The sequence below is a fragment of the Serratia sp. (in: enterobacteria) genome (assembly GCF_051654945.1).
In the GTDB taxonomy this organism is placed as follows: domain Bacteria; phylum Pseudomonadota; class Gammaproteobacteria; order Enterobacterales; family Enterobacteriaceae; genus Chania.
Genome location: NZ_JBOFZA010000072.1, coordinates 41,784 through 57,829 on the forward strand (window position 1 = coordinate 41,784; position 16,046 = coordinate 57,829).

At 53.2% G+C, this 16,046-nt stretch carries 14 protein-coding genes; 5 read left to right on the forward strand and 9 right to left on the reverse strand.

Going from position 1 to position 16,046, the window contains the following annotated elements; translation table 11 throughout:
• Positions 1-3: 3 nt before the first annotated feature.
• The 4 genes from ACRDCA_RS10635 to ACRDCA_RS10650 all read right to left on the reverse strand — a co-directional run bounded on the left by ACRDCA_RS10635 (position 4) and on the right by ACRDCA_RS10650 (position 3,796).
• Positions 4-828: an AraC family ligand binding domain-containing protein gene (locus tag ACRDCA_RS10635; RefSeq protein ID WP_438689478.1), complete on the reverse strand. Its 825-nt coding sequence runs from the start codon at positions 826-828 to the stop codon at positions 4-6.
• Positions 829-921: 93 nt separating this feature from the next.
• Entirely contained in the window at positions 922-1,839 is a 918-nt protein-coding gene (locus ACRDCA_RS10640) for an alpha/beta hydrolase (protein ID WP_438689479.1), read from the reverse strand.
• Positions 1,826-2,725 (reverse strand): alpha/beta fold hydrolase, encoded by a 900-nt coding sequence (locus ACRDCA_RS10645; protein ID WP_438689480.1) that lies wholly within the window; start codon positions 2,723-2,725, stop codon positions 1,826-1,828. The genes ACRDCA_RS10640 and ACRDCA_RS10645 overlap by 14 nt, the downstream gene beginning before the upstream one ends.
• Positions 2,726-2,740: 15 nt before the next feature.
• Positions 2,741-3,796, reverse strand: a complete 1,056-nt coding sequence (locus ACRDCA_RS10650; RefSeq protein ID WP_438689481.1) for a sugar phosphate isomerase/epimerase family protein — start codon at positions 3,794-3,796, stop codon at positions 2,741-2,743.
• Positions 3,797-3,934: 138 nt separating this feature from the next.
• Between ACRDCA_RS10650 and ACRDCA_RS10655 the strand changes: the two genes are divergently transcribed.
• The 5 genes from ACRDCA_RS10655 to nudI all read left to right on the forward strand — a co-directional run bounded on the left by ACRDCA_RS10655 (position 3,935) and on the right by nudI (position 7,548).
• Entirely contained in the window at positions 3,935-4,531 is a 597-nt protein-coding gene (locus tag ACRDCA_RS10655; RefSeq protein WP_438689482.1) for a TetR/AcrR family transcriptional regulator, read from the forward strand.
• Positions 4,532-4,619: 88 nt separating this feature from the next.
• Positions 4,620-4,967 carry an ArsR/SmtB family transcription factor gene (locus ACRDCA_RS10660; RefSeq protein ID WP_025118848.1) on the forward strand — a complete coding sequence of 116 codons (348 nt, stop codon included), beginning with the start codon at positions 4,620-4,622 and terminating at the stop codon, positions 4,965-4,967.
• Positions 4,968-4,970: 3 nt separating this feature from the next.
• Positions 4,971-5,504, forward strand: coding sequence for an SRPBCC family protein (locus ACRDCA_RS10665; RefSeq protein ID WP_438689483.1), 534 nt, complete (start codon positions 4,971-4,973; stop codon positions 5,502-5,504).
• 264 nt (positions 5,505-5,768) lie between these two features.
• Positions 5,769-6,968, forward strand: coding sequence for a TCR/Tet family MFS transporter (locus tag ACRDCA_RS10670; protein ID WP_438689484.1), 1,200 nt, complete (start codon positions 5,769-5,771; stop codon positions 6,966-6,968).
• A gap of 151 nt (positions 6,969-7,119) precedes the next feature.
• The gene (gene nudI / locus ACRDCA_RS10675; protein WP_438689485.1) at positions 7,120-7,548 is read left to right on the forward strand and encodes a nucleoside triphosphatase NudI; all 429 of its coding nucleotides are present in this window, start codon (positions 7,120-7,122) and stop codon (positions 7,546-7,548) included.
• 59 nt (positions 7,549-7,607) lie between these two features.
• Here the strand turns inward: nudI and ACRDCA_RS10680 are convergent, their stop codons facing one another.
• The 5 genes from ACRDCA_RS10680 to ACRDCA_RS10700 form a co-directional block, all read right to left on the reverse strand.
• On the reverse strand, positions 7,608-8,867 hold the full coding sequence (locus ACRDCA_RS10680; RefSeq protein WP_438689486.1) for a NupC/NupG family nucleoside CNT transporter: 1,260 nt from the start codon (positions 8,865-8,867) through the stop codon (positions 7,608-7,610).
• 115 nt (positions 8,868-8,982) lie between these two features.
• On the reverse strand, positions 8,983-9,921 hold the full coding sequence (locus tag ACRDCA_RS10685) for a pseudouridine-5'-phosphate glycosidase (protein WP_438689487.1): 939 nt from the start codon (positions 9,919-9,921) through the stop codon (positions 8,983-8,985).
• On the reverse strand, positions 9,906-11,009 hold the full coding sequence (locus ACRDCA_RS10690; protein WP_438689488.1) for a PfkB family carbohydrate kinase: 1,104 nt from the start codon (positions 11,007-11,009) through the stop codon (positions 9,906-9,908). The genes ACRDCA_RS10685 and ACRDCA_RS10690 overlap by 16 nt, the downstream gene beginning before the upstream one ends.
• Before the next feature lie 411 nt (positions 11,010-11,420).
• Positions 11,421-13,583 (reverse strand): peptidyl-dipeptidase Dcp, encoded by a 2,163-nt coding sequence (gene dcp / locus ACRDCA_RS10695; protein ID WP_438689489.1) that lies wholly within the window; start codon positions 13,581-13,583, stop codon positions 11,421-11,423.
• Positions 13,584-13,868: 285 nt separating this feature from the next.
• Positions 13,869-15,632 (reverse strand): glycosyl hydrolase family 28 protein, encoded by a 1,764-nt coding sequence (locus tag ACRDCA_RS10700; protein ID WP_438689490.1) that lies wholly within the window; start codon positions 15,630-15,632, stop codon positions 13,869-13,871.
• Positions 15,633-16,046: the final 414 nt, after the last annotated feature.

A 16,046-nucleotide genomic window follows, 5' to 3' on the forward strand; every position in this document is an offset into this window, starting at 1 on the left:
AAATCAGCCCATGACCTGTTTTTGGTAGCGGGCTGGCGTGACACCGTAACGATTAACCAGCGCTTTGGTGAGATGTGCCTGATCGGCCAGCCCGACCGCCACAGCCACCTGAGCAGCGGGCATTCCCCGCCCGAGCATCTGTTTGGCCCGCTCAAGCCGGATCGCCATCAGCATCTGATGTGGGGTCACGTGGAATTGAGTCTTGAATTTACGCTGGAAATGGTAAGGGCTAAGCGACACCAAAGCCGCCAGATCGCTCAACGTGATCGGTGAGGCGAAGTTATCCCGCAAATACTCCTTCACGATGGTCATGCGGTGAGCGGCTTCATTCTGTTGTGGCTGAGCAATGCGCGTATAGGGCCGGAAAATATTAACCACGGAGAGCAACAAGCTATCGAGCGCCAAGCTGTCGCGGGTTTGCCATAGCGCCGCCAAGGTTTGCGACAGCCGTTTGGCCGCTGCCGCATCATGATGGATCACTTCATTAAACCAGCAGCCCTTCTCGCCGGAAATTCGCTCCAGCGCCGCCGCTTCCAGATAGATCATGCGATAGTTCCAGCCACCTGCGGTTTCCGCTTCACCGGTATGCAGCTCATCCGGGTTCATCAACACCAAGGATCCGGGTGCGGCCAGATGCTGTGCCCCCCGGTAGCGAAAGCGCTCCGCGCCCGCCTCCACCGTGCCGATGCCAAACGCATCATGGGCGTGCGGTTCAAACGCGTAGCGATCGATATGGGCCTGATAAAGCTCCACGCCCGGCAGCTGCGGCAAATGCCGGAACTGGGCGCGGTCTTTTTCAAACGGAAACTGTTCTGGCACACCTTGCACTTATCGGGTTCCTTACTCTTTCTCGGAGTCATCAACATCAGATTTATCATTTTAATGCCGCTTTGTCCCGCCATTCCCTGGCAGGCAACAAAGTTAAGCCGATGTCTCCAGCGCAGTAAATAAAGACTGGGCCGCTGGGGTCAAGCCGGTCATATGCATACAGGCATGCACCATACCGGGCAAGCGTTGGCATTTCACGCTAATGCCTGCTGCCTGTAAGCGCTGCGCATAGCGTTCGCCCTCATCCCGCAGCGGATCGTATTCACAAACCAGGATCGTGGCAGGCGGCAAATCTGCCACGGTTTCTGCATACCATGGTGACGCATAAGGCTGCTGTCGATCCGACTCCTGCCCTAAATAATTCTCCCAGCACCAGCTCATCACCTCCTGCGTCAGATAATAACCCTCGCCATATTGGCTAAAGCTTGGCATCGTCATCCCGCTATCGAGAGCCGGATAAAGCAGATATTGATGTTCTACGGTTGGCCCCGCGCGATCTCTGGCCATCAGAGCGACTGCCGCAGCCAGATTCCCTCCTGCACTATCCCCGCCTAGCGCGATCCGCAGAGGATCGATACCGATGTGGGTGGCTTGTTCCGAAGCCCAGCAGAGCGCCTGATAAACATCATCCAATGGCGTCGGAAAAGGATATTCCGGCGCCAGACGATAATCGACGGACAGGATCATTCGCCCAGTCGCATTGGCCAACGCGCGGCAAGGCACATCATAAACGTCTAGCGACCCCAGACACCAACCGCCACCGTGTGCGAACACCATTGACGCAAGCGGTTCATCCACTAAGGCATTCAAGGGAATATAACCACGCACGGCAATAGTCTGCCCACCGCTGACCGGGATGTGGAATTCCGATATTCCCTGGACGGGCTGTGGCTCTCCCTGCAAGCTCCGTAACCCAACCGCCGTCTGCGTGCGCAGTGCCTCCAATGAAGATGGCGCAGTCGCATCGGCCTGTTGCTGCAAAAACAGCGCGATCTGCTTATCCAGCGGCATGATCTTTGCCCTCCAGTAAAAAAGGCAGGATCAGGGCGATAAATCCCTCATGGCTTTCCTCGGTAATAAAATGCCCACAGCCGGGCACCATTTCCCCTTGAAGATGGCAAGCTTTACCTTGCAAGGTAAGGAACGGTGCATCACGAGTAGCATGCTCGGCACCTATCGTCAGCACCGGCATCGGCAGCTGGGTTTTAGCCCGCTGCTGGTTTTGCCGGATGGTTTCCGGGATAGCCCGGTAATAATCAAAACCGGCCCGCAAACTACCTGGCACCGAATAAGCCGCTATATAGGTTTCTGCGGCGACGCGATCGCGGCGGAAAGACCAGCGGTTGAAAATATACCCCAAATACTCCGCCTCTCTGCCGGTGGTCAAGGCTTCGGGCAGGTCGGTTAATTGGTTAAACATGAAATGCCACAGGAAAATGTTGTCCTCGGCGGGAACAAAGATCGGTGGAGCTTCCGCCAACCCGGGGATCACCGCCTCGGTCAAAACCAGCCTGCTGACCGTCTGCGGATAATCACTGGCCAGCGCGTAACCCAGCCACATGCCAATATCATGGCCGATCACCGCATAACGCTGATGCCCCAGTTGCGCCATGACCTGATGGAGTTTTTCTGCCACGCTGCCGGTGTCATAGCCGCCAAGGGGTTTGTCCGAATCACCCATTCCAGGGGGATCTACCGCAATCGCCTGAAAACCCGCACTAGCTAACGCCTGCATGACGTAACGCCAGGTGTACCAGGTTTGTGGCCAGCCAGGGAGCAGCAATACCGGCTGGCCGCTACCGGCAATGGCGCAGTGGATACGGTTGCCGTTGATCTTGAGATAGACGTGTTCGGCCTCGAGCCCATTGGATAATGGCCCGTGAGTTTGCATAGTCATAAGGTGCTCCGGAAGTTAGCGAATGCCCAGTAAGGCGTTGATTTGTTGTTGATTGACCGGCGCACCGGCAAAGTCGTCGAACACTTTATCCGTGACGGGAATAATATGGTTGCGGATAAACGCCGCTCCTTCTTGCGCCCCGGTTTGTGGATGCTTCAGGCAGCATTCCCATTCCAGCGTCGCCCAGCCGGCATAGTCGTACTGCGTCAACTTGGAGAAGATCCCTTTAAAGTCCACTTGCCCATCACCTAATGAACGGAAGCGCCCGGCACGATCCGCCCACGACTGATAGCCGCCGTAAATCCCCTGCCGACCGATAGGGTTGAACTCTGCATCCTTGACGTGAAACATGCGGATGTGATCTTTATAGATATCAATAAATTCCAGATAGTTAAGCTGTTGCAACACGAAATGGCTAGGATCGAACAGCATTTGGCAACGTGGGTGGCCCGCAACGCGCTGATGGAACATCTCAAAGGTAATGCCGTCATGCAGATCTTCGCTGGGGTGGATCTCATAACACAGGTTGATGCCCTGCTCATCACAGGCGTCGAGCACCGGTAGCCAACGCTTGGCCAGCTCATCGAAGGCGGTTTCAATCAACCCTTCTGGGCGTTGTGGAAATGGGAACAGGTAGGGCCACGCCAATGAACCGGAGAAGGTGCCCATTTCCGTCAGGCCTAGCCGTGCGGAAGCTTTTGCCGCCAGCAGCAGGTTTTCTTTCGCCCACTGCGTTCGAGCATGAGGATTACCGCGCAATCCTTCCGGTACAAAGCTGTCGCATAGCGCGTCATAGGCGGGATGTACCGCCATCAGTTGGCCAAAGATATGCGTGGTTAATTCGCTGACGACCAGCCCGTGTTCGGCCAACATACCGGTGACGTCATCGCAATAACTTTGGCTCTCTGCCGCCGTTTTAACATCAAACAACCGGCTATCCCATGCCGGGATCTGCAAGGCTTTAAAGCCGGTTTCCTTCGCCCAGGCAGCAATGGCAGGCAGGCTGTCAAATGGAGCGGTGGCATCGCTAAATTGGGCAAGGTGGAGGCTGGGGCCTTTAATCGTTTTCATCGTCTTTCCTATTGTTTGTCGGTTGACAAACAATAGGCTTAAATCGGATTATCGGCAAGCGGATTTTTGAAATTCGTTGGCGTTATCCACGATTTAAGCGATCCTATAGCCCGCAGCAGAACACCGGAGAAGATGACAATGGCAGGTAGACCAAGGGAGTTCGACCGTGAACAGGCACTCCTGAAAGCACGGGATTTATTTTGGCGGCAAGGATTTGAAGGCACTTCAATGTCTGACCTGGTGGCCGAATTGGGCATTGCTTCGGCGCGGATCTACAAAGCCTTTGGATCAAAAGAGTTGTTGTTCCGTGAAGCGATAGAACATTACGAGGCCCACGAAGGCGGCTTTGCCGAGCGCGCTTTTACGGAAAACGCCAATATAAGGGCTGCACTCGAACAAATGCTGAATGACGCGGCTACGCTGTATAGCGACGTTGCTCTCCCCCAAGGCTGCATGGTGGTTTCTTCCGCGGCCAGCGTCAGCGAGGACAATCAGGGCATACGCAACTGGTTGATGGAACACCGCCAACAGCGTACCCAAGGTATCATTGACCAGGTAAAGGCTGCGGTACAGGCTGGAGAGCTGCCCGCCAACACCGATGCCGAGAGCCTCGGCGATTATTTTGCCGCGTTTTTGCATGGCTTATCCATTCAGGCTCGCGATGGTGTCAGCCAGGCCCGCCTGAAGCAAGCGGTTAAGACCGCCCTCACCATGCTGGATCATCCCCCGATGTAATGCCTTACCCACAATTTTTATGTGACAAGGTTAAAAAATATTCAACGAACAGGTTGAGTATTGCCGTTGGCGTTCTATATTTAACCATATGGTTAAATTATCTTCCTCACCGCTAGACGCCATTTTTCATGCGCTGGCCGACCCCACCAGGCGTGCCATTCTGCGTACGTTGGCCGAAGGCGAACATAGCATCGGTGAACTGGCTGCCCCGTTCGAGATGTCGTTTGCCGGTGCTTCCAAGCATATCAAAGCGCTTGAGCAGGCCGGGCTGGTGCAACGCACCGTGCAGGGAAGAAACCATATCTGCCGGCTCGCTCCCGAGCCGATGGCGCAGGCCATGCACTGGCTGCAAACCTACGAACATTTCTGGAATGAGCGGTTGGACGCGCTAGAGCTTGCGCTGCTACAGGCCGACTCGTCTCCACCGACGGAGTGAATCATGAACGACTACGGTATGATTATTGAAACCGGTACGCTGCGTATCCAGCGGTTGCTGCCCGGCCCACTCAAACGCGTCTGGGCCTACCTGATTGAATCGGATAAACGTGCCAGTTGGCTGGCCGCTGGTGAGATGCCAATGCAGGTCGGGGCCAAGATTGAGCTTTTGTTCTGCAATGCCGATTTGGCCGGTGAGGACGAAAAGCCGCCGGCAAAATACAAATCCTGCGCCGGTAAAGTCACTCAGGTTGGCCATATCACCTGCATACTTCCGCCGCATCTGGTGAGCTTTACCTGGGCAGAGACGGGGGAAACCCGCCCTTCGGAAGTCACGATTGAGCTGACCGAGCAAGGGGATAATGTGCTGTTGACCCTGACCCACCGCCGCTTGGCCAATCGTGAAACCATGCTCAGCGTCGCCAGTGGCTGGCACACTCATCTGGATCTTCTGCTCGACCTGCTGCAAAAGCGCACACCGCGCCCGTTCTGGGCTTCAATGAGCCAATGGGAAGACGAGTACCGGGCAAAACTGTAAACCTGCGGGGTGAGGATTCCTGTTCTCATCCCATTGTTTTGGCAATTCGCAAAATGCTCCGAGCCGATGTTGCCATAACCCCCAGTAAAGTATAAAGGTACCGATCTCGCGAAAAATCGTCCACTTAGGTGAGCGACGAACACGCCAGCAGTGCGTTATGTACTTGGATCGGCCAGCGTTTTCCTTTATCGTCTGAAAAATTTCAGGCACCGTCACAGATTTAATGTCTTGTGTGCTAAATCTGAGTTTCGACAGGAACGTTGAATGAACAAACCTCTTATTATTATTTTCACCACCATTGTCCTTGATGCGATTGGCATCGGTATTATTTTCCCAATCCTGCCCTCACTGCTCAAAGACCTTACCCATACCAGCAACGTTGCACTCTATATTGGCATCATGACGGCCCTCTATGCCGTCATGCAGTTTATTTTCGCCCCAGTGCTCGGTGCTTTGAGTGACCGTCTGGGGCGCAAACCGGTGTTGATGATCTCCCTTGGCGGTGCAGTCCTTAACTACCTGTTCCTCACCTTTTCGCCCCATCTGTGGATGTTATTGCTTGGCCGAGCCATCGCAGGAATGACCAGCGCCAATGTGGCGGTAGCCATGGCCTACATTACCGATATCACTCCGCCTGAAAAACGAGCGCGTCGTTTTGGTTTGTTCAACGCAATGTTCGGTATGGGTTTTATTATTGGACCGGTACTTGGCGGTGTCCTGGGTGATCATTGGTTGCGGCTCCCTTTCATTGCGGCAGCTGTCCTCAATGGCTGCAATTTTCTGATGGCCTGGTTCGTACTACCCGAATCCCGCCCCCCCAGTCGTGAAAAGATCAATCTCTCCGCGCTCAACCCACTCAGACCACTGCGCTGGGCCTTTTCCATCAGAGGGCTGCTGCCGATTGTCATGACCTTTTTTATCCTTAGCGCTACCGGGGAGGCTTATGGCATATGCTGGGCGCTGTGGGGATATGATGCGTTCCAATGGAATGGTTTTTGGATTGGACTCTCGCTGGGGGCATTTGGGGTCTTTCAGACGTTGGTGCAAATTTTCCTACCCGGACCTGCGACCAGACTATTTGGCGAGCGTGGCGCGATTCTCATTGGTATCGCCTGTGCCTGCTCAGCGCTTGTTGCATTGGCCTTCGTCCGTGAAGGCTGGATGGTGTTTGTTATCATGCCTATCTTTGCACTCGGCGGTATTGGGAACCCGGCACTACAGGCGCTGGTTACCCGCCAGGTCGATCCCGATCGCCAGGGTCAGTTGCAGGGGGTGCTAACCTCGGCGATCAGCTTGGCATCGATCGTCGCACCACTTTTTTTCTCAACCGTCTATTTCGCCGTCCAACAGGAATGGCCTGGTGCTGTGTGGCTTTCGGTAGCCGCTGTTTATTTGATTGCGATACCGCTAGTCCTTCAGAGTACCCATGCTAAAACCAAGGCCACTGACCACCCGGCTGTTTAAAACTCAATCAACATAACCCGGTTCGATTGCGGAGCAAAATCGCCGCACGATCAGGCTTTATGAAACGTATAACTTCAGCCAATAGGGGTTTTAAACGTGCACCATTGCCCCTATCCTCATCAGTCAGATGTCCTTGAAAAATGGAGTTACGATGCGTCAACGTATTATTGTCTGCCCGTTAATCGAAAACGATAACGCCTATCTGCTATGCAAAATGGCTTCCCATAAGGGCGTCTTCCCCGGCCAGTGGGCGCTCTCTGGTGGCGGCACCGAACCAGGGGAAACCATCGAGGAAGCATTGCGCCGTGAGGTGTGTGAAGAACTGGGGAGCGAGCTGATACTCGATCGCATCCAACCCTGGACATTCCGCGACGACGTGCGGGTCAAGACCTATGAAGACGGCAGCAAAGAGCAAATTTATATGATTTACCTGATTTTTGACTGCCACGCCGCCAATCGCACCATTACGATAAATGATGAGTTTGAAGATTATGCCTGGGTGCCGAAGGATGAGCTGGCCAGCTACGATTTGAACGAAGCGACCCGATTCACTTTACGCCAGCGTGGGTTATTGGAATAGTGACGGGCGCTGGATGCAGCGCCCCTACTTTCTGGCCCAGGATCGCCCCGGAGTGCTATCTAAACGCCACCCAGGCCGATAAACAACCCGGCTATGGTGGCACTCATCAGATTAGAAAGCGTCGCCGCCAGTAAGGCACGGAATCCCAACTGAGCAATTTCGGAGGCCCTTTCCGGCACCACCGCGCTAAACGCCCCCACCACCACGGCTATAGAGCCAAAATTGGCAAAACCACACAGGGCAAACGAGATCACCGCAATGGTTTTCGGATCGAGCAGCATCGCGCTTTCTTGCAGATAAGGAGAGAAACTGAGATAGGCAACAAACTCGTTAATTGCCAGTTTCTGACCAATCAGCCCCCCGGCCAGATCGGCGTGTTCCCAGCTTACGCCCATAATGTAGGCCAACGGAGCAAACAGATAGCCCAGCAGGCTTTGCAGGCTGACGCTTTCAACGCCAAACAGGCCGCCCACGCCGCCAATGATGCCGTTGATCAGCGCGATCAGTGCCACAAAGGCCATCACCACCGTGGCAACACCCACCGCAATTTTCAGCCCCAACATGGCGCCATTGGCCGCCGCTTCGATAATGCTGGCGGGACGTTTATCGCTGAATGACATTTCGTTGAACTCAACGCGGGAAGGCTCCGTCGCCGGGCTAAGCAAGCGGGCAAACAGGATCCCCCCAGGGATAGCCATCAGGGAGGCAGCCAACAGATACTCAATGGGGACGCCCAAGCCGGCATAACCAACCAGCATCGAACCGGCAATCGAGGCCATGCCGCTACAGATCACCGTGAACAGTTCATTGCGATTCATGTGTTTGACAAACGGCTTCAGCACCGCAGGTAACTCATTCTGCCCCAGGAAAATGGTGGTGACGGCGGCAAAGGACTCCACCTTGCTGATATTCATCAACCGCTGGAACACATAGCCAAGGATATTGATCACCCACTTCATCACCCCAAGGTAATATAAAATAGAGATCAGCGAAGTGATAAAAATAATGGCAGGCAAAACGTGAAAGGCAAAGACAAAACCTGCGCCATCGAAAAGCTCATTCATTTTCGGCCCTACCAGGCCGCCAAAAATAAATGCGCTCCCCGCATCGCTGTAAGAGATAACGCGATTGACACCGCTGGCAATAGCGTTAATTGCCCATTTTCCCGCGGGAACATACAACATGATCGCACCGAGCAATATCTGCAGTAATAATGCGGCACCTACCGTACGCAGGCTGATTTTCTTTTTATTTACCGAAAAAACAAATCCAATCAATAACAGGATGATAATACCTGCCAAACTGCGCAATAAATCCATAATGCCCCCTTCTGTTTTGTTTATTCATTTCATGCCTCAACAAACGGCAATAGCGTACCGTCTGCCGAGGCAGAAGCGATTTATTAAGGACAAACGTAGCGTACAGATTAAAACGTTATGCGCAATTTAGCTGATAGTGACCGGCAATCTTGGCCGCCAACTCGGCATTATTAAACACCAGCTGAATATTGGCCTGCAAACTGTCGCCCCCGGTCAATTCGGCTACCCTGGCCAGCAGGAACGGCGTGCTCTCCTTACCGGATATACCCTGTTCCTCCGCTTCTTTTACAGCCTGCCCGATCGCCTGATTGATCTTATCTTCTGGCATGGCGTACTGCTCTGGGATTGGATTGGCAATCACCATCCCCCCCTGCAAGCCAGCAGCCCACTTGGCGGCCATCGCCCGGGCAATGTCCTGTGGCGTATCCAGGCGCACGCTGACGGAGTAAGGGCTGGTTCGGCTGAAGAATGCGGGCAAGCTGTCCGTGCCATAACCCACCAGAGGCACACCATGTGTCTCCAGGTATTCGGCGGTCAAACCAAGATCCAGGATCGATTTGGCACCGGCGCAAACCACCGCCACGTTGGTTTGTGCCAATTCCTGTAAATCGGCCGAAATATCAAACGTCTGCTGAGCACCACGGTGCACACCACCTATTCCCCCGGTGGCGAACACGCTGATCCCGGCCAGTTCAGCAATGATCATGGTTGAGGCCACCGTTGTCGCGCCGTTTTTGCCGCTGGCAATCACGAAGGGCAAGTCGCGGCGGCTCACTTTGGCGACCCGGTGTCCTTCACGGCCCAGTGTTTCGATCTCATCATGGGAAAGCCCCGCTTTCATCCGCCCATTGATCACCGCAATGGTCGCCGGCACCGCGCCATTGGCCCGGATCTTGTCCTCGACCTGCAAGGCGGTTTCAACGTTCTGCGGGTAAGGCATGCCGTGGGAAATAATCGTTGATTCCAATGCCACTACCGGGCGATTCTCTGCCAGGGCCTGCGCTACTTCTGGAGCAATATCCAGATATTGATTGGTGATTAGGCTATTTTGCATGATTGTAATTCCAAAAGTTTTTGAACGCTGCCTTGCGACAGATTCGGGTTATTGGTGAACTCAGAAGCCAGGGTCATTGCCGAACAGCCCTGGGCAAAACGAATACTGTAATCGAGTGGGAAATCCTCCAGCCAGCAGCTCACCAGCCCCGCCATCATGGCATCCCCGGCTCCGGTGACGTTGACCACCTGGGTTGGCAGCGGTGCCGACCAGCCTTGCTGGCCGTCCATTTCACTGTAATAAACGCCGTGGCTGCCCATACTCAGCGCCAAACGCTGTACCCCTTGCTGGTGGAACCATTGGGCCACCGCCGGTGCGTCACTGGTCTGGGAGATTTTCATCCCGCTGAGGATCTCCGCCTCAATCCGGTTCGGCTTCAAGGTATGAATATGCGAGAGCCAGTTTTTGATTTTCGGCGCTTTAAAGGCGGAAACCGTATCGACAAATACCGGCACGTTACCGGCATGGGTAAATAGCCAGGCCAGCGCGTCTTCGGTCAGGTTGCAATCCAGCACCAATACGCCGCTGTGCTGAATTAAATCCTTGGAATGGGATAACAGCGCCGGAGTCAATTTTTCCAGGATGCGCATGTCATTAATCGCAACCAGCATTTCGCCATGACCATCTAGCAGCGAAACATAGGTCGAGGTGCTTTCACCGTGCAACCGGTGGCAATTATCCACGTTGACACCGGCCAATTTTGCCTGTTCCAGCAACGTCGTGCCGTAAAAATCATCGCCGACGACGGAAACCAGGTGGCATTCGGCCCCTAATAACGCAATATTTTGTGATATATTGCGGCCAACGCCACCCGGGGTACATTTTATTTTCCCTGGGTTGGAATCTTCATAAACCAATTGCGTATTGGCATAGCCGCAAACGTCCATATTGACCGAACCCACGGTGACCACATAACGATGTTCGGACAGAATATAGCCTTTACCTTTAATATAACCTTTATTCATTAGATTCATGATGTGCCCCGCCACACCAGAACGGCTAATACCTAGAATGTCGGCGATTTCGTGTTGTTGAATCAACGGGTCCCGCCGAAGGAGTTGCAGTATCTGTTTTTCCCGATTGGTCATAGTTAACACTTGTTTGTTTTTAAACAGGTGTTTGTTTTAAATCGGCAACCGACAACAGTAAAGCGGCAATTGCAGGAGTTGAGATTATGATCGTAACTTGCCTTCACGCGGCTTTCAGTGATTAATCTGTGATGCTAATCATATTAATCCAGGCTTGAAGCGCCGTTTTTTATGGCTTTTAGGCGGGGCCAAAATTTTGTGCTGAAGATAAACGCATTAAAACAAAGGGATGGATTTTTTAGTTATATTAACCAACAAGTGTTGGTAGCCCTATTAATTACCAGGATTAATCTTGTCATGGTTAATTTCGCTTACATGGAAAAACGATCGGCTTCACATAATCTGCTTTGCTTGTCTCGCTGCTCAAAATCCGGAGGCGGTCACCTGCCCCCGGAGCATGCAAAACGGGGCTTACTTATCTTTCAGCCCACGGTTGATCAGCATGGGTTCAATGCTCGGTTCTTGCCCACGCCACTTCACATACAGCTTCTCCAGATCCTGGCTGTTGCCCTGCGACAATATTTGATCGCGGAAGCGCTGGCCATTCTCTGCCGTTAATCCGCCGTTATCGCTGAACCACTGGAAGGCATCATCCGCCAACATCTCCGTCCACAGATAGGCGTAATAACCCGCGGCATAGCCGTTGCCCCAGATATGCTGGAAATAGCTGGAACGATAGCGCGGTGGTACATAGCTGAGATCGATCTTGTCCTGACGCAACGATGCGGCCTCGAACTTGTCGACGTCCTGCTGGGGTTGGTCGGCCGTCAACATATGCCAGTGCATGTCCAGCAGCGCGGCGGCCAACAGCTCGGTCATGGCATAGCCCTTGTTGAACTTGTCGGCTTTGTTAATCTTATCGACCAACTCCTGCGGCATTGCCGCGCCGGTTTGGTAATGCTTGGCGAAGTGGGCGAATACCTTGGGATCGCTGGCCCAGTGCTCGTTAAACTGCGACGGGAACTCAACAAAATCGCGGGCGGTATTGGTCCCAGACAGGCTCGGGTATTGCTGATCGGCAAACATGCCGTGCAGCGCATGGCCGAACTCATGGAACATGGTGATCACATCATCGTAGGACAACAACGCCGGCTGCCCCGCCGCGGGCTTGGTAAAGTTGGAGACATTGTAGATCACCGGTTTGGTGCCGTTGAGTTTGGACTGCTCAACGAAGTTGCTCATCCAGGCACCACCGCCTTTGTTATCACGCTTGAAGAAATCGGTGTAGAACAGCGCCAGGGATTGGCCGTCTTTATCAAATACCTCGTACACGCGCACGTCAGGATGATAGACCGGGATATCTTTGCGCTCTTTAAAGCTGATGCCGTACAACAGATTGGCAGCGTAGAACACGCCATTATGCAGCACGTTGTTTATCTCAAAGTAAGGTTTGATCTGTGACTCATCCAGATCGTACTTCTCTTTACGCACCTGCTCGGCGTAGAACTGCCAATCCCAGGCGGCCAGTTTAAAACCGCCATTCTGTCGATCGATCATCGCCTGAATATCTTTGGCTTCGCGCTCTGCCCGGCCGGTGGCGGCAGGCACGATATCACGCATAAACGCCAGCGCCGCATCCGGGGTTTTCGCCATCTGGTTTTGCAACTTCCAGGCGGCATAGTTCGGGAAGCCCAGCAGTTTGGCCTGCTCGGCACGCACTTTGGCTAACCGCGCCAGGGTTTGGCGGGTATCGTTGGCATCATTTTTTTCTGCCCGATTGATCGACGCTTCAAACAACTTTTGCCGAGTATCGCGATTTTGCAGGCTTTGCAGATCGGGCTGCTGCGTGGTGTTCTGTAACACCAACAGCCACTGCTTATCCAGCTTGCGCTCGCTGGCGGCCTGAGCGGCTGCCGCTAACTCGCCGTCTGAAAGACCGGCCAGCAGGCTTTTATCACCGATCGCCAATGCGCCATTTTTGCTGGCGGCCAGTAATTTATTGGTGAACTGGGTGCTCAGCGTCGCCGCTTCCTGGTTTAACGCTTTCAGTTGGGTTTTGTCCGCATCAGAAAGGTTGGCACCGGCCAGCACGTAGTTCTTGTAGGTCACTTCAACCAACCGCAGGGATTCGGCATCCAGTTTCAGGCTATCCCGCTGGTCGTAAATCGCCTTGATGCGCGCAAACAGCTTGCTGTTCAGCATAATGGCATCGTCTAACGCGGCCAGCTTCGGCGAGGTTTCTTCATCCAGTTTTTGCAAGGCGTCGCTGGTGTTGGCGGAGGTCATCGCGCTAAAAACGTTCATGGTGCGCGTCAGCAGCGCGCCACTTTTTTCCAGCGCCACAAAGGTATTTTCGAAGGTGGGCGCTGCCGGGTTATTGGCAATCTGCTCGATTTGCGCAAGTTTTTGCTGGATACCGGCGGCGATGGCCGGGGCATAGTCGCTTTCGCTGATGGCATCAAAACGAGGAGCCTGGAATGGCAACTGACTGGCGGTAAAGAACGGGTTTTCTCCCCGCTTATCCTGATTAACTTCTCCGCTCACATTCGCCTCCTTAGTCTGGGTGTTCGTTTCTGCCAGCGCGGGCGTGCTTAACGCAACGCCGATCGCCAGCATCAGGGTTGATAAACGCATCAAATCGAAACTCCTCCATGTCGTCATGTGGCAACGCGTTACGCGGCGTCCACTTGGATAGAAGCTGCAAATTCAGCAACATAGCCTAGCTTAGGCCCAGATGGTCATTTGAGCAAAGATAAGTTGCAATCACACCTGGATGTGTCCCGTAACTCTTTTTTTGCACATTTAGCAGCGGTTAACCGGCAAGAGACGTTGGGATTTGGCTCGTTATGATGCCCGAGCTGCTGGAACGGGTGGGTTAACAGGCAGGGAAAACCCTGCCTGACAGACTCTTGAAGTTCATTATGGTACTACAGGCTTACCATCGATGGTCACGTTCCGGACAGCGTTGAAATGCCAAGGATCATCGCCACGTAAGTGGCTAAACGTCACGTGGTCAAACTGGCTGTCTGCTAAATCGCTGATGGCAGTGGGCGGCACATTATCGAAATGCACATTGTTGAAGCGGATCTGTCGATGCCAGGCATTCTTTTCACTATTCCCTTTGATTTCGATGGCTGGCTTATCCCCCAACGTTCCCTGTACCGTGACGTTCTGCACCAGGACATTATAAAACTGAGCCGGTTCCTTCGCCGCAGGGTAATCAATCTTGGCGTTAGGATCGGAGTAATTCAACGTCAGGATCACCGGCTGGCGGAGAATATCCCGCATGGCATTATTGCGGAAGGTGATGTTACGGGCCCCACCGCCGATATCCGTGGTGCTCTTGGCGCGCAAACCGACATCGGTCAGGTAGATGACGTTGTTTTCGGCCAGAATGTCCTCAATCCAGGCCCCGGTATGGCTGCCCGTCACCACCGCACCATGCCCCCGGCGCAGATAGTTGTTGAATAACCAGGCCCCCTTCATTGAAGGTTGCTCGCGCGCTTTTTCACCGGTGCCTGCCGCGAAGTTGATGCAGTCATCACCCGTATCAAAGAAGTTATTCATCACGATCACATTCTGACTGTTACCAAACTCGATACCGTCGCCATTGTTGGCATCAAAGGTCTGATGGATCAGGTTATTGGCAGTTACATTGTGGCTTTCCAACAGCATGACGCCGTGGAAAGCCGGATTGCGTGCTGTAAAGTCGGCCAGGTAAACATTCTCGACGCCACGTAATGTCACCAGGCTGGATCGGCGCTGCCCGTAAGCGATTTGTAGCGGTACACCTTCGGCCACCGCTTTGGCAACCTGATGTTTAGCCAGGATGCCATCGTTATGGACCTCCCGGTTGTTACTGGAAATATACTGTGGCAGGCGGTTCCCCACCTCATCGACAATCTCGGCGCTTTTCTGGCGTAACCAGCCATTGCCGTCAATCACGCCAGGCCCAACAATGCGGATATTGTGGAAAGTTCCCGGCTCTGCGTGTTCCGGGTCAATGGCATTAAGCAAGGAGGCGGGCCGCATTTCTGTGGAATAGCTATACAGCCGGTAAGCTGGCGGATAATCTGCCGGGTCATCAGAACCCAGCAAGGTCGAACCCGCTTGCAGGTTGAGCGTCATATCACTTTTCAACCATAGCGCTCCCGTTTTATAAACTCCCGCAGGAACATCAAGCCGGCAGCCAGGTTGGCAAGCATCAATCGCCTGTTGAATCGCTTTGGTATTCAGCGTGGTGCTATCCCCTTTTGCACCAAAATCCGTGATATTAATCACTGTCGGTAACGGGGTGGTTTTGGCCGTAATGCTTTGACTGGCGTCTGACTGCGTACCATCGGCATAGAGCGCTTTGACGGTAAACGAATACTGACTCTCGGGCTTTAAACCCGTTACTTTGAAATTCTGGATCACGATCCGTTGCGAGAACTTATCTTTGTCATTGGCATAAAATTGATTGATGTAAGGTTTGGCAGGCGAAAACCGATCGTTATTTTCACTCGCCTTACCCAACAGTTGCCCTTCTGAGTAAACCAGATAGTCAACGATCTCGCCGGTATCCTCTGGCGCTTGCCACACCAACATCAAGCTACTGTCGTCAGGCGACAGCGTTGGAACCTGTAATTGCTGCGGGGCTGGTTTGTTCATTGGCGCGGCAGACGCCTGTGGAGTGGTTGCCATTAAACCGGTTGCCATCAACAAAAGCATAGTCTTAATCGTTTTATAGGAAGGTGAGAGCGATATTCTCATGGGGATCCCTTATCACTAGAAGCACAGTCAAGGTCGCTGTAATCAGCGCATTGAATGTTATCCCTTTTGCTGCTCACTTAAAATAAAAGAAACGATGTTTCATTAAAATCAACACGCTAGTTTGTTAATCTGTGATAGGTGTCAAATAGGGATCATCATAAAAAATGCATCAGCGGCACGTGAGTCGCCCTCCATATTAATGTTTATTGTTTAACTCGCTTTACCCCTGGCTATTTTAACCGTACTTGGTCGCGAGGATTGAATTCATTAAACAGTAGCAGCGCTGTCGAACCACTACGGTTTACGTGCCCGATGATCGGTTGAGCGTTAACGTTAGCCGATCAA

What these genes read in the sequence shown, in the direction of transcription:
- ACRDCA_RS10665 (WP_438689483.1), top strand. Translation starts at nt 4,971, where the DNA reads ATGAACGACTACGGTATGATTATTGAAACCGGTACGCTGCGTATCCAG.
- ACRDCA_RS10700 (WP_438689490.1), bottom strand. Translation starts at nt 15,632, where the DNA reads ATGGCAACCACTCCACAGGCGTCTGCCGCGCCAATGAACAAACCAGCC.
- ACRDCA_RS10645 (WP_438689480.1), bottom strand. Translation starts at nt 2,725, where the DNA reads ATGACTATGCAAACTCACGGGCCATTATCCAATGGGCTCGAGGCCGAA.
- ACRDCA_RS10680 (WP_438689486.1), bottom strand. Translation starts at nt 8,867, where the DNA reads ATGGATTTATTGCGCAGTTTGGCAGGTATTATCATCCTGTTATTGATT.
- ACRDCA_RS10650 (WP_438689481.1), bottom strand. Translation starts at nt 3,796, where the DNA reads ATGAAAACGATTAAAGGCCCCAGCCTCCACCTTGCCCAATTTAGCGAT.
- ACRDCA_RS10685 (WP_438689487.1), bottom strand. Translation starts at nt 9,921, where the DNA reads ATGCAAAATAGCCTAATCACCAATCAATATCTGGATATTGCTCCAGAA.
- ACRDCA_RS10670 (WP_438689484.1), top strand. Translation starts at nt 5,769, where the DNA reads ATGAACAAACCTCTTATTATTATTTTCACCACCATTGTCCTTGATGCG.
- ACRDCA_RS10660 (WP_025118848.1), top strand. Translation starts at nt 4,620, where the DNA reads ATGGTTAAATTATCTTCCTCACCGCTAGACGCCATTTTTCATGCGCTG.
- ACRDCA_RS10640 (WP_438689479.1), bottom strand. Translation starts at nt 1,839, where the DNA reads ATGCCGCTGGATAAGCAGATCGCGCTGTTTTTGCAGCAACAGGCCGAT.
- ACRDCA_RS10655 (WP_438689482.1), top strand. Translation starts at nt 3,935, where the DNA reads ATGGCAGGTAGACCAAGGGAGTTCGACCGTGAACAGGCACTCCTGAAA.
- dcp (WP_438689489.1), bottom strand. Translation starts at nt 13,583, where the DNA reads ATGCGTTTATCAACCCTGATGCTGGCGATCGGCGTTGCGTTAAGCACG.
- ACRDCA_RS10690 (WP_438689488.1), bottom strand. Translation starts at nt 11,009, where the DNA reads ATGACCAATCGGGAAAAACAGATACTGCAACTCCTTCGGCGGGACCCG.
- nudI (WP_438689485.1), top strand. Translation starts at nt 7,120, where the DNA reads ATGCGTCAACGTATTATTGTCTGCCCGTTAATCGAAAACGATAACGCC.